Origin of the sequence: Christiangramia flava JLT2011 (assembly GCF_001951155.1) — a bacterium.
Lineage (GTDB): Bacteria > Bacteroidota > Bacteroidia > Flavobacteriales > Flavobacteriaceae > Christiangramia > Christiangramia flava.
This window is the reverse complement of record NZ_CP016359.1, coordinates 2,831,375-2,844,943: the sequence shown is the minus strand read 5'-3', so window position 1 is coordinate 2,844,943 and position 13,569 is coordinate 2,831,375. Positions and strand designations below refer to the sequence as shown.

The window sequence follows — 13,569 nt, the reverse complement described above, 5'->3', positions numbered from 1 at the left end:
GAATCCTGTAACAAAATGCTACTTTAGTCGTCGTACTTCTAAACATCATCAATCTTGGAAACTATCTTAAGCCTGAACAACCTCACCAAAAGATTTGGCAAAATTACCGCCGTTGACAACCTGAGCTTCAGCATCGAAAAAGGAAATGTTTACGGAATCCTCGGACCCAACGGCAGCGGAAAATCCACCACCCTGGGAATGGTTTTGAACGTGGTAAATAAAACTTCCGGAGATTTTCGCTGGTTTGACGGCACGACTTCCACTCATGAAGCCCTGAAAAAAGTAGGGGCGATCATCGAACATCCCAATTTTTATCCTTACATGACCGCCGAACAGAACCTGGCCTTGGTTTGTAAGATCAAGGGAACTCCTCCCGCCAAGATCCATGAAAAACTGAAGATCGTTGGACTCATGGACCGAAAAGACAGTAAATTCCGCACTTTTTCGCTGGGAATGAAACAACGGCTGGCCATCGCCTCTGCCCTACTGAATGATCCTGAAATTCTGATTTTGGACGAACCCACCAATGGGCTGGATCCACAGGGAATTCACCAGATCCGGGAGATCATCAGGCAGATTGCAGCCGGAGGAACCACGATTTTGCTCGCTTCTCACCTCTTAGATGAAGTGGAAAAAGTTTGTTCCCATGTGGTCATTATCCGGAAAGGCGTGAAGTTATATAGCGGACCGGTAGATGAAATTGTGAATAGCCACGGATTCCTGGAACTGCAGGCAAGCGATATGGACAAACTGGAACAGTTGCTTCAGGGTCATCCCGGAATTGGGAAAATTACGCTGAAAGAAGGTTATTTAACCGCTTTTTTGGAAACGCCCATCGATGCGGAAGAGATCAACCGGTACCTTTTTGAAAAAGGCCTGTCACTTTCCTATCTCCGCAAGCGTAAAGAAAGTTTAGAAGAACAATTCCTTCAGTTAACCAATCAAATCTCTCAGAATTAATGCAACGTCTACTCGCTATAGAATATAACAAACTTCGTTACAGCCGTTCATCGCGGATCCTGATCATCGCCTATTTCGTCCTGATCACCTTTATTGCACTCATCGCATCCATAGAATTCAATATTGGTAAAATCGAATTCAGAGTGGCAGACCAGGGGATTTTCAATTTTCCGTATATCTGGCATTTTAACACCTATATTGCCGCAGTTTTAAAACTTTTCCTGGCTATCGTGATCGTCTCCATGATGTCTAATGAATACAGTAACAGGACCATCAAACAAAACCTGATAGACGGCTTGAGCAAGAAGGAATTTGTGCTTTCCAAATTTCTCACAGTTCTGGTTTTCTCCGCTGTTTCCACGATTTTCGTTTTTTCCATCTCCCTTATTCTGGGATATTCTTTTTCTGATTTTACCGAATTTTCTATTGTCTTCAGCGACCTGGAATACCTGGTAGCCTATTTCGTAAAATTGACGGGGTTCTTCGCTTTTTGTATGTTCCTGGGAATCCTCGTGAAGCGCTCCGCTTTTGCCCTGGGTTTTTTGATCGTCTGGTCCATTCTCGAAAAGATTCTGTATGCTTTTCTGAATTTCAGAGTTTTTAAGGGTACTGATACGGCTGAGCACATCATGCAGTTCTTTCCGTTAGAAGCTATGTCCAACCTGATCATTGAACCATTTTCCAGGTTAAATGCCATCCAGGCCGCAGCCAACCAGCTGGGAACCGAAATTGGTAAAGATTACAGCATCCACTGGTATCAAATCCTGATCGTATTGATTTGGACCGCGATTTTTGTCTATTCATCTTTAATTCTTCTAAAGAAACGGGATTTATAGCTATTTTAAGTAGCTTTAAAGGTTTATGAAGAAAAACATCATCATCATTTTTCTTCTGTGCTTTTGTTTTAATGCCCTTGCCCAGAAAGAAGGCGCCAATTGGTTCTTCGGAATTCGGGCCGGGTTGAAATTTGAAGGGGGTACAGCAATACCGGTTCAGGGTGGGCAGATCACAACAATTGAAGGTGTGGCAACTATTTCTGACCCGAACGGGAATCTATTGTTCAGTTCCGACGGTACTGAAGTCCTGGATAGAACTCATGAGATCATGCCTAACGGCCGGGACCTGAAAGGAAATGTTTCCAGTACGCAGTCTGCCCTGATCGTTCCGAAACCCAAAAGCCCAGGGATCTATTACCTGTTTACCGTAGATAAGCCAGACTACACTATTCCAAAAAACGATCCTATTGAAGGAGTTCATTACAATATCATTGACCTCTCCCTCAATTCAGGACTTGGGGATATTGTGCCAGGCCAGAAGAATATCCCGCTTACTACTTATGATCCTAATAACGCCAACGAAGCAGAATTTAAGAGTTCTGAAAAAATTTCAGCAGTTATCGCCGGAGATTGTGAATCCTATTGGGTAGTCACCCAGTTTACAAACAAGTTCTATGCTTTTTTGGTAAGTGAAAATGGTGTTAATACAACGCCCGTTATTTCGAGCGTTCCCACTAATATCCCGCCTACCACCAGGGATGATGGTGCCAATAAAACCGGAATAGGATACATGAAGATCTCTCCAAACGGAAAAATGCTGGCGATCGCTCATGCCTCGACCGTGGTTGGAGGTGGCCCAAAAGACACAAATAAACAGAATGGGAAAGTGTTTCTTTATGATTTTAACGATGTGGACGGAACAGTTTCCAACGAACGACTGGTTTTAGATAATGCCTACCCCTATGGCGTAGAGTTTTCGGCAAAATCAGAGAAGCTTTATATCACTAATAATTTCTATAAGCCCAATGGTGTTCTGGACCATTCAGAATTATACCAATTTGATCCGTTGAGTTCAAACGTCAGCCTTACCGAAAAACTTATCTATTCTTCTGATTTTACTGCAGGTGCACTTCAGCTTGCAATAAACGGGAAAATCTACCGCTCCGGGTATCCCTTCCTTGCCGATGGCCATCCGGCGCTTTCAGTCATAGACAAACCAGAGGAAACCGGAACAGCCTGCCGTTATATTCAGGATGCGATCAAATTCCCCCAAAATACGCTGGTGACTCTGGGACTGCCACAATTTATCCAGTCCTTACTGAAAAATGAATTTGAATTTGAAAATCTGTGCTTGGGCGATGTGACCAGTTTTTCTATTTCCGAAGATTCAGAATTTGAAAATGCCGACTGGGATTTTGGAGACAATACCACAGCCAGCGGCACTTCGGTAACACACACTTACACCGCACCCGGCAGTTATACGGTAACCATGAACGGTTATATCGATGGTGTCCTGCAGGAACCGGTGTGTAAGCAGGTAGATATTGCGGAAAACCCCGATATACTGGATACCTATGATCTTATTCAATGTGATATTTATGATGATGATCCAGATGATGGAATAGCTGAATTCAATTTACAATTAGCTAAAGACCCGGTTTCAAAAGGTAATTCGAGTACACAGATTTATTTTTACCTGTCGCGCTCAACCGCTGAAGCAGACGTGGAAAACACCAATGCAATAGATAACATTTTCACCAATTCATCCAGGAACCAGAAGATTATCGCGAAAGTGACCTCGTTCGGTTCTTTATGTTACAGCCTGGCAGAAATTACACTAAAGACCAAAGATGGTGTGAACCTCTTTCCGGAACCGGTTAGCGGTTGTGATCTGGGAAACGGAAAAGCGGAATTCAATCTAGGCCTGATCGAAGAAAATATCAGGAGAGATAATAATCTTCCGGAGACAGTCAATCTTACTTTTCACGAATATGCTGCTGATGCCGCTCTGGGCCAGCGCCCGCTACCGGAATATTATGTGAGCAATCCACGAGTTCTTTTTATCAGGGCAAACAGTGATAATATATGTTACGGATCTGGAGAAGTGGAATTGAAAATAGGTTCGGTTCCGGAATTACCGGAATTTTTCCAAAAAGAGGCTTGTTCTTCTGAATTCCCGATAGCACTTGGAGAAGAGATTGATATCGATAACACGAGGTATGAGTTTTCATGGAACACAGGCCAAACGAGTCCAGTTATCACTGCCACAGAAGGCGGAGAATATCTGCTAAGGGTCACCGACAAGGAATTGGGTTGTTCCCGGAATATCGCCTACGAAGTTTCTGAAAAAATGGCCCCGGAAATCTTGGATGTGTTAATCACCAGTGAAGTGGACAATAGCCAGGTCGAAATCGTTTCGGAACCAAACGGGACAGGTTTTTATGCCATAGATAATCTCGATGCATTTCAAACCGAAGCACTTTTTACCAATATCGAACCTGGACCTCACACCATTTATGTGAAGAACGACAATGCCTGCGAAGTAATCAGTCAGGAGATTTTCGTATTTGGTTTCCCCACTTATTTCACCCCTAATAACGATGGCTATAACGATCGTTGGAAACCCTTTGAAATCAAAGCTGCAGATTATCAGATTAAAGGCATATTTCTGTATGATCGATACGGAAAACTTCTGAAACAGCTCTTTTCAGGTACTGAAGGCTGGGATGGTACTTTTAACGGAAAGCCGCTGCCGGCAGATGATTACTGGTTTCGAGTCACTTTGAAAAATGGGCAGGAATTCAATGGTCATTTTTCTCTAATACGCCGAAATTTATGACTAGCTCAAAAATTTCCAAAATATTGCTATTAATCATATTCTTAAATCAATTTCTGTTAGGAGCACAAACTAATCCCAATGATTGTATTAATGCAATCAAAATTTGCGGTAATGGAGAAATTTCTTCAAATGCAGAAGGTATGGGTAAAGAGGAAATAGAAAATCTTAATTCATGCGGTAGTCTCGAACATAACAGTCTCTGGCTTTATATCGAGATCACAAAAGAAGGTACACTTGGTTTCGACCTCATCCCTAATTCTTCAGAAACGCGTATTAATTATGATTTCTATGTTTTTGGACCTAATGCAAGTTGCAGTGATCTTAAAGATGCCATACGCTGTTCAGCATTAATTCCTGATTTTGTTGATTCAACTTCAAACATTACTGGAATGAGTGATAATGAAACGGACACTTCAGAACCTATTGATCAGGGGAATGGGTATTTAAAAAGTCTTAATGTAAAGGAGGGTGAAAGTTATTATATACTCATAGACCGTCACATAGGAGAGGAATCTTTTAAATTAAAATGGACCGGCACTTCTACTATCGGTGGACTTCCCTTTCCGAATGGGCCTGAAATTTCAAAACCTGATAACATTCGTAAATGTAATGCAATAGGCGAGGCTATTTTTGACCTTAATTCAGTAAGAGATCAAATTTCAGATCAACATAATATTACTATTAGTTATCATAAGAACCGTGGCGATGCATTCGATAATAAAAATCAATTAACTAATCAATTTTGGAGCAATATACCTGAAAAAGAAATTTACGTAAGGGTGAAAAATAATTTTACCGATTGTTTTAAAATTACCAGTTTTACACTGGTTATTGATCCTGGTCCTCCAATTAACCTGGTAGGAAGTTTAGAATCATGTGATATTGATAATTCCGGTACAGTAATGTTTGATCTGAGTAAAATTCCAAACATCATATTAACCGATGAGACTCCAGATAATTTTATTTTTTCATATTTCCATTCCAAGGAAAACGCTATAAATAATATAGATCCTTTAAATAGTCTAATCGAAACAAGTGGAGAAACTATCTATACCAAAGTTTCAAATTTAAATGATCCTGATTGTTACAACATTGCAGAAATCGAATTGATTCTGAATGCCCCTCCACAGGTCACCTCATACGAAGTGGTCCAACCGCAGGTTAATTCTAACCTCAATACTCTTACTTTAAATATCCCTGAAAACCTGGATTATGAATATTCCATTGGAAATATTGATGGCCCTTACCAGACCGGAACCACTTTTACTGATGTAGAATCTGGATTTCAAACACTGTATATCAGGGATAAAAAGGGCTGCGCAATCATCGAAGCAGAAATCGCAGTATTAGGTTACGATACTTATTTCACTCCAAATAACGATGGTATTCATGATAAATGGCAGATCAAAGGGATCAAAAAAGCGGCCGGCAGCCAGAATACTGTCAATATTTTTGATCGCTACGGAAAACTGCTGAAAAACATGGATGTTTCGTCTGATGGCTGGGATGGTACTTTTAACGGAAAGCCGCTGCCGGCAGATGATTACTGGTTTCGAGTTACGTTAAAAAACGGACAGGAATTCAACGGGCATTTCAGCCTGAAAAGGTAAGCGACAATAATTGGTTTAGGTCTGATTATTGCTTAATTTCGTAAGGCTATGAAAATGAAAATCAGCTGAATGAAATTCCAGATAAAATCAGACTATAAACCTACCGGCGATCAGCCAGGCGCTATCAAACAACTGGTTGGCGGTATTGACTCACACGAGAAATTTCAGACACTTTTAGGAGTAACAGGTTCCGGGAAGACCTTTACCGTGGCCAATGTTATCGAAGAAGTTCAGAAACCCACCCTGGTCCTGGCCCATAATAAGACACTGGCCGCACAATTGTATTCAGAATTCAAGCAATTCTTTCCGGAGAACGCGGTGGAATATTTTGTAAGTTATTACGATTATTACCAGCCAGAGGCATTTATCCCGACTTCTGGAACATATATTGAAAAAGACCTGTCGATCAACGAAGAAATCGAAAAACTGCGGTTGAGCACCACTTCGTCCCTGCTTAGCGGAAGACGTGACGTACTCGTGGTAGCTTCTGTTTCCTGTTTATACGGTATTGGGAACCCGGTGGAATTTAGAAAAAACGTGGTTTCGATCGAACGGGACATGGAAATTTCCCGGACCAAGTTTTTGCACAGCCTGGTTCAAAGTCTGTACTCCCGAACAGAAGCGGAATTCAGTCATGGAAATTTCAGAATAAAAGGCGATACGGTTGATGTTTTTCCGAGTTATGCTGATAATGCCTTCCGAATTCACTTTTTTGGGGATGAAATTGAAGAGATCGAGGCATTCGATCCCGGCACCAACGATATCATTGAAAAATATGAGCGGCTCAATATTTATCCCGCCAATATGTTCGTTACCTCTCCGGACGTACTTCAGAATGCGATCCGGGAGATACAGGATGACCTGGTCAAACAGGTAGATTATTTTCAGGATATCGGGAAAACTCTGGAAGCCAAACGGCTGGATGAACGCACCAATTTCGATTTGGAAATGATCCGGGAACTTGGCTATTGTTCGGGAATCGAAAACTATTCGCGCTACCTCGATGGCCGTAAACCTGGAACACGGCCTTTCTGTTTATTGGATTATTTTCCAGATGACTATTTGATGGTGGTAGATGAAAGCCACGTGACGATCCCTCAGGTTCATGCCATGTACGGTGGTGACCGTTCGCGTAAGGAAACACTGGTAGATTATGGTTTCCGACTACCTGCCGCGATGGATAACCGTCCGCTGAAATTCGAAGAATTTGAAGCGCTCCAGAACCAGGTCATCTATGTGAGCGCCACACCTGCTGAATATGAATTGCAGAAAAGTGAAGGTGTTTACGTGGAGCAGGTGATTCGACCAACAGGATTATTAGATCCTATTGTGGAAGTTCGCCCAAGTCTCAACCAGATCGATGACCTGATAGAAGAAATCCAGATTCGCGTGGAAAAAGATGAGCGGGTTCTGGTCACCACGCTAACGAAAAGAATGGCGGAAGAATTGACAAAATACCTCACCAGGATTGACGTGCGCTGCCGCTATATACATTCCGATATTGACACGCTGGAGCGTGTGGAGATCATGCAGGATCTTCGAAAAGGACTTTTTGATGTCCTGGTTGGAGTGAACCTGTTACGAGAAGGCCTGGATTTACCCGAAGTTTCGCTTGTGGCCATTATCGATGCCGACAAGGAAGGTTTTCTTCGTAGCAACCGTTCGCTTACACAAACCATTGGTAGGGCAGCACGTCACGTAGATGGAAAAGCCATTTTGTACGCTGATAAAATCACCGATTCAATGAAAAAAACCATTGAAGAAACAGAATACAGGCGCGAAAAGCAGATGTCTTACAATAAGGAACATAACATCACCCCGAAACCTCTGAATAAAAAGTTTGATAGTGCCCTGATTCGTAAAAAACTGGATATTTATGAGCACGAAGTCCGCCCAGATCTCAAAGCTGCTGAAGAAGAAGCTGCTTATCTAACCAAACCACAAATGGAAAAACAGGTACGGGAAAAACGGAAAGCGATGGAAACGGCTGCCAAAGAATTAGATTTTATGCAGGCTGCAAGGCTACGGGATGAAATTAAGATTTTACAGGAAAAAATTAACGAAATGGTGTAATTGCGAATCGGGAAATCGCATATATTTATCTCATCCTAAAACAGTTACCCCCTCTAACTAAAATGTCGAGCAACTACGTTTGACCTATGAGAAAATTTTTCTATTTTTCAGGCATCCTCGCATGCCTGAACCTCAATGCTCAGGTGGGTATTGACACCAGCGAACCTAAGGCTCAGCTGGACATTGTAGCTCATGATCCCTCTCAACCACTAGTAACTGACGGGATACTGATTCCGAGAATTGACAAATTTCCCGGGACCAATCCGGGTAATGAGCAACATGGAATGCTTGTTTTTCTAACCAAAGCCGTTAGTTCCTATCAGCCTGGATTCTATTTTTGGAATGCTTCGGAAAACAAATGGAAAAGTTTAGGGGTGGATAACGGTTCGGCGAACTTCTATAAACCCGGAACCAATAGTAGTCCGAATACCATCACCGACCCGATTTACCGCGAAAACAGTGTAGGAATTGGCACCGATCAACTTTCTTCCCGGCTGGATGTGGCAATTCTCAGCGGAAAAGATCTTAGCCTTAAGAAAGCCCTGACCGTGGATAATGCCAATTCAGCAACCGATAACCTGACCACCTACGGGATCATCAACGACAACCGAAGTTCCACAAACGGCACGAAATACGGAATCAAGAATAATGTGGGAGGCATTGGAACGGGCGTTCACTACGGTTTCTTCAATGAAGCCTATCAGAATTCCGGTACCAATGATATTTATGGAATCTTTAATCGTGTGGGACGGACTTTCGGGGCAAAAAGCAATAATTATGGTATTTATTCAGAAATAGGCACCATCCAGGGAGTTGGTAATATCTATGGGATCTACAGTATCGCCACTGGTGATGCCAACAGCAATGTGTACGCAGGCTATTTCTCCGGAAGACTTGGAATTGGAACCTCTCCTGATACAGATTATGTATTGCCTACCGCACGAGGTAGTGAGGGCCAGGTGATGATGCTGAACGCAACCGGCCAGGCCTCCTGGAGTAATGCCGGGTTTCAGAACTATTCTTCCACGACCAGCAGTACCGGGAACTTTGTGATTACAGACGAGATCGGTACCCTACGTTTGAACGACCAGATTTCCGGAATTGTGATTCCCGCTTCAGCCACGAATAAAGGAAGGATCATCAGGCTTCTGAATTGGCCCGGAAACGCCGAAAAACCCTTCATCTTCCAGGGAAGTGACGATCTTTTTGATGTACGTACGAATGCAAAAATTACCAGTATCAAACCCCAACAGGTCTTCACGATACAAAGTGCCGGGAATCGATGGATATTATTAGATTATTAAAAAAAGCGCCCCGATTGGGACGCTTTACCTCTAACTAATCAAACTAAAACTTAGATTTTAGGCAATTTCAATCATTCTTTTTGCCTGTACCTTAGCTTCTTCCTTTTTAGGTAGCGCAATTTCCAGCACTCCATTATTATAACTTGCAGAAATTTTCGCGCTGTCTACTGATTCCGGAAGGCTAAAAGCTCTTTTAAAAGTGCTGTAGCTAAATTCCTTTCTGGTGAATCTTCCATTTTCAGAAGCGGTTTCCTGTTCATTCTTGTTTTCCGAAGAAATCGTGAGCACATCGTTGTCCAACTCAATGTTGAAATCTTCTTTAGCTTTTCCAGGTGCTGCTACTTCCACGCGGAAAGAATCATCAGATTCCTTGATGTTTACGGCAGGAATACTGGTTCCTATGCTGTTCACGTTAGTAGTTCCACCCAGCCAGTCGGTTTTAAACATATCGTCAAAAACAGAAGGCAACCAATTCTCATTTCTTTTAATTAAACTCATAGCTCTTATATTTTTAAATTATTAATCAAGTTTACGTTTTCAGTATAGCAATTGGAATACCATCGTAAAATAAATGCCATTTTGACTGATTTATAAGATTTAAAACCGACATTTTGTCTTGTTCGCTAAAATATTCTTAATTCCTTAGGACGGGCGCTATATTCCGTAACTTTATACCTGAAAACTGCGTTCATGAAACAGCTTTACAACCGGACAATCTCATTTTTTAATGTTATTGAAAGCAGCATCGCTTTTTATCCCACACTCCTAGCCTTCCTGGGATTCGTATTTGCGATGATCATGCTGTACCTGGAAGAACTCGGAATTTCCAAATACCTCATTGAACACGCGCCGATCCTGGTGGTCGATAATGGTGATACCGCCATGACTATTTTAAGCGCCCTAATTTCCGGGTTGATATCAGTGGTAGTTTTTAGTTTTTCTATGGTCATGTTACTGCTCAGCCAGGCGTCCAGTAACTATTCACCCAGATTATTACCCGGCCTGATCAGCGACAAAAGACACCAGATCATCCTGGGAATCTATCTGTACACGATATTGTACTGTATTTTCGTACTGTTTTCCATCCAACCCACCGGCGATAAATACCAGGTTCCGGGATTTTCGGTTTTACTGGGAATCGTGGATATGGTGATATGCATCTACGCTTTTATTTATTTCATTCACAATATTTCGCAGAGTATCCAGATTAGCAATATTCTTCAGAATATCTTCAAAACAGCTAAAAACCGGCTCAATGATCTCATTGATAAAGAGGAAGAAGACCACGGGGAATTTGAAAATACCGATGACTGGTATGAATATCATTCAGAAACCAGCGGTTACCTTCAGAATATTTCTTTCACCAACCTGATCGATATTTGCGTAGAACAGGACACCAAATTGCATATTTTGCCCATTAAGGGAATTTTCGTGCTAAGCGGTATCCCACTCTTCAAATCGAAAAAAGAACTGGATGAAGAAACTATCAAGAAGGTACTTTCTAATTTCAATTTCGCTCGTGAGGAACTGGTGGCCGACAATTACACGCTGGCTTTCAAGCAGATCACCGAAATTATCGTAAAGGCCATGTCGCCGGGAATTAATGATCCTGGAACCGCGATCAACGGGATTGATTATCTCACGGAATTGCTGGCCATCAGACTTCGGAAAAAGGACACCAGCCATATTTTTCGGGATGATACGATCTACATCAAAATGAATACGGCTGATTTTTCTGATATATTATACAATATTATGGCATCTATCAGGACCTACTGTAAACACGATATTACGCTAGTTCAGAAATTGCTGCTGATGTTCCACTACCTGAAAAAACAGGAAGTTGAAAATGAATCATACAACAATGCGCTGGACCGCGAAGCCAAGAACCTGATCGATGACGCTCAGGAAGCAATCTCCAATGAGCAGGATGTGGAAAAAGCCAAAGAACTGGCATCAAAACTTTACCTAAATTTTAAATACGAATAGATGGGATTAACCAATAATGATATTTTTAAAAAGCTGCGCGTGGCGCATAAATTAACGAACGCGGATATTGTGAAGATTTGCGCACTGGTAGATTTCCAGGTAAGCAAAAGTGAACTGGGTGCAATTTTCCGCAGAGAAGATCATGAAAAATATATGGAATGCGGCGATCAGTTCCTTCGCAATTTTCTGGACGGGTTGATCATTCATTTGCGCGGACCCATGCCCAAGAAGAAATAATAAAACATAAAAAAAGGAGTGAAAAATCACTCCTTTTTTAGATTTTAAAAACCGACTATCTCACCAGTTTTTTATATTTAATTCGTTTCGGCATAACATCACCACCAAGTCTTTTCTTCTTGTTTTCCTCGTAATCTGAAAAACTGCCTTCAAAGAAATACACCTGGGAATCGCCTTCAAAAGCTAGGATATGCGTACAAATTCGGTCCAGGAACCAGCGGTCGTGAGAAATCACCACGGCACAACCCGCGAAATTTTCCAAACCTTCCTCCAAAGCACGAAGCGTATTTACATCCAGGTCGTTCGTAGGCTCATCCAGCAGCAAAACGTTCCCTTCTTCTTTCAGTGTCATGGCAAGGTGCAACCTGTTGCGCTCACCACCTGAAAGCATGTTCACCTTTTTATTCTGTTCACTTCCGCTGAAATTGAATCGGCTTAGGTAGGCTCTGGAATTTACCTGCCTTCCACCCATCATGATCAATTCCTGCTCGTCGCTGAAGTTCTGCCAGATCGTTTTTTCAGGATCAATATTCGAGTGGCTTTGGTCCACATAGGCAATTTTCGCGGTTTCCCCCACTTCGAAACTTCCTTTATCTGGCTGCTCTTCGCCCATGATCATCTTAAAGATCGTGGTTTTACCGGCACCGTTTGGCCCAATAATACCAACGATTCCCGCCTGCGGAAGGTTAAAGTTCAGGTCTTCATACAGCAGTTTGTCTCCAAAAGCCTTACTCACGCCCTTTGCTTCGATCACGTTTGTTCCAAGTCTTGGCCCGTTCGGAATATAGATTTCCAGTTTTTCATCAACCTGTTTCTGATCCTGGCTCAACAACTTATCATAATTCTTTAACCTGGCTTTTTGCTTGGTTTGACGACCTTTCGGACTCATTTTTGCCCATTCCAGCTCACGTTCCAGAGTTTTTTGTCTCTTGCTCGCCTGTTTTTGCTCCTGCGCCAGTCTTTTCGATTTCTGGTCTAACCAAGAAGAATAATTGCCTTTCCATGGAATCCCTTCTCCCCTGTCCAGTTCCAGGATCCACCCGGCCACATTGTCCAGGAAGTAACGGTCGTGAGTTACCGCGATAACCGTTCCTTTATATTGCTGAAGGTGATGTTCCAGCCAGTGAACAGATTCGGCATCCAGGTGGTTGGTAGGCTCATCCAGCAACAGCACGTCTGGCTCCTGAAGCAGCAACCTACAAAGAGCAACGCGGCGTCTTTCCCCTCCGGAAAGCACCCCGATCTTTTTATCTGGTTCAGGTGTGCGAAGTGCATCCATGGCGATATCCAGCTTGGTATCCAGTTCCCACGCGTTCGAAGCATCGATCTTATCCTGAAGTTCAGCCTGCTTGTCCATAAGTTTCTGCATTTTATCAGCATCTTCATATACTTCCGGCAAACCGAACATATCATTGATCTTGTTGTATTCATCAAGAATGGCTACAGTTTCAGCTACCCCTTCTTTCACTACCTCCAGCACCGTCTTATTTTCATCCAGTTCCGGCTCCTGCTCTAAAAGTCCAACCGAATAATTTGGAGAAAATACTACATCTCCCTGGTAGTTCTGATCTTTTCCGGCGATGATCTTCAGTAAGGTTGACTTACCTGAACCGTTCAAACCAAGAATTCCAATCTTGGCACCGTAGAAAAAGCTCAGATAGATATTCTTTAAAACCGGCGTATTTGCCCGGGGAAACGTCTTGGTCACCCCAGACATTGAAAAAATCACTTTCTTATCGTCTGACATATTATTTTTTTTATTGAAAATACGGATTGCAAAT

The 13,569-nt window shown here is 42.3% G+C and carries 10 protein-coding genes; 8 read left to right on the top strand and 2 right to left on the bottom strand.

Annotated elements, in window-relative coordinates; genetic code table 11:
* The first annotated feature begins 54 nt into the window (after positions 1-54).
* The 6 genes from GRFL_RS12450 to GRFL_RS12425 all read left to right on the top strand — a co-directional run bounded on the left by GRFL_RS12450 (position 55) and on the right by GRFL_RS12425 (position 9,562).
* Positions 55-960, top strand: a complete 906-nt coding sequence (locus GRFL_RS12450) for an ABC transporter ATP-binding protein (protein ID WP_083644935.1) — start codon at positions 55-57, stop codon at positions 958-960.
* On the top strand, positions 960-1,796 hold the full coding sequence (locus GRFL_RS12445) for an ABC transporter permease (protein ID WP_083644934.1): 837 nt from the start codon (positions 960-962) through the stop codon (positions 1,794-1,796). Before GRFL_RS12450 ends, GRFL_RS12445 begins: the two co-directional genes overlap by 1 nt.
* Positions 1,797-1,821: 25 nt before the next feature.
* Positions 1,822-4,575 (top strand): T9SS type B sorting domain-containing protein, encoded by a 2,754-nt coding sequence (locus GRFL_RS12440; RefSeq protein WP_083644933.1) that lies wholly within the window; start codon positions 1,822-1,824, stop codon positions 4,573-4,575.
* A 140-nt stretch (positions 4,576-4,715) separates the two neighbouring features.
* Positions 4,716-6,185: a T9SS type B sorting domain-containing protein gene (locus GRFL_RS12435; protein ID WP_158091620.1), complete on the top strand. Its 1,470-nt coding sequence runs from the start codon at positions 4,716-4,718 to the stop codon at positions 6,183-6,185.
* Between the two features lie 69 nt (positions 6,186-6,254).
* Complete coding sequence (gene uvrB / locus GRFL_RS12430) at positions 6,255-8,258, top strand: excinuclease ABC subunit UvrB (protein WP_083644931.1); 2,004 nt, start codon at positions 6,255-6,257, stop codon at positions 8,256-8,258.
* An 86-nt stretch (positions 8,259-8,344) separates the two neighbouring features.
* On the top strand, positions 8,345-9,562 hold the full coding sequence (locus tag GRFL_RS12425; RefSeq protein ID WP_083644930.1) for a hypothetical protein: 1,218 nt from the start codon (positions 8,345-8,347) through the stop codon (positions 9,560-9,562).
* Between the two features lie 57 nt (positions 9,563-9,619).
* Here the strand turns inward: GRFL_RS12425 and GRFL_RS12420 are convergent, their stop codons facing one another.
* Positions 9,620-10,060 carry an Hsp20/alpha crystallin family protein gene (locus GRFL_RS12420; RefSeq protein ID WP_083644929.1) on the bottom strand — a complete coding sequence of 147 codons (441 nt, stop codon included), beginning with the start codon at positions 10,058-10,060 and terminating at the stop codon, positions 9,620-9,622.
* Between the two features lie 192 nt (positions 10,061-10,252).
* Here GRFL_RS12420 and GRFL_RS12415 point away from each other — a divergent pair, with 192 nt between their 5' ends.
* Together GRFL_RS12415 and GRFL_RS12410 are read left to right on the top strand one after the other, a co-directional pair.
* Positions 10,253-11,551: a DUF2254 domain-containing protein gene (locus GRFL_RS12415; RefSeq protein ID WP_083644928.1), complete on the top strand. Its 1,299-nt coding sequence runs from the start codon at positions 10,253-10,255 to the stop codon at positions 11,549-11,551.
* Entirely contained in the window at positions 11,552-11,788 is a 237-nt protein-coding gene (locus GRFL_RS12410; protein WP_083644927.1) for a DUF1456 family protein, read from the top strand.
* A 55-nt stretch (positions 11,789-11,843) separates the two neighbouring features.
* On the opposite strand, the gene ettA is transcribed toward GRFL_RS12410, so the two are convergent.
* Complete coding sequence (ettA, locus tag GRFL_RS12405; protein ID WP_083644926.1) at positions 11,844-13,535, bottom strand: energy-dependent translational throttle protein EttA; 1,692 nt, start codon at positions 13,533-13,535, stop codon at positions 11,844-11,846.
* Positions 13,536-13,569 lie beyond the last annotated feature (34 nt).

What these genes read in the sequence shown, in the direction of transcription:
- GRFL_RS12445 (WP_083644934.1), top strand. Translation starts at nt 960, where the DNA reads ATGCAACGTCTACTCGCTATAGAATATAACAAACTTCGTTACAGCCGT.
- GRFL_RS12440 (WP_083644933.1), top strand. Translation starts at nt 1,822, where the DNA reads ATGAAGAAAAACATCATCATCATTTTTCTTCTGTGCTTTTGTTTTAAT.
- GRFL_RS12435 (WP_158091620.1), top strand. Translation starts at nt 4,716, where the DNA reads ATGGGTAAAGAGGAAATAGAAAATCTTAATTCATGCGGTAGTCTCGAA.
- uvrB (WP_083644931.1), top strand. Translation starts at nt 6,255, where the DNA reads ATGAAATTCCAGATAAAATCAGACTATAAACCTACCGGCGATCAGCCA.
- GRFL_RS12425 (WP_083644930.1), top strand. Translation starts at nt 8,345, where the DNA reads ATGAGAAAATTTTTCTATTTTTCAGGCATCCTCGCATGCCTGAACCTC.
- GRFL_RS12420 (WP_083644929.1), bottom strand. Translation starts at nt 10,060, where the DNA reads ATGAGTTTAATTAAAAGAAATGAGAATTGGTTGCCTTCTGTTTTTGAC.
- GRFL_RS12415 (WP_083644928.1), top strand. Translation starts at nt 10,253, where the DNA reads ATGAAACAGCTTTACAACCGGACAATCTCATTTTTTAATGTTATTGAA.
- GRFL_RS12410 (WP_083644927.1), top strand. Translation starts at nt 11,552, where the DNA reads ATGGGATTAACCAATAATGATATTTTTAAAAAGCTGCGCGTGGCGCAT.
- ettA (WP_083644926.1), bottom strand. Translation starts at nt 13,535, where the DNA reads ATGTCAGACGATAAGAAAGTGATTTTTTCAATGTCTGGGGTGACCAAG.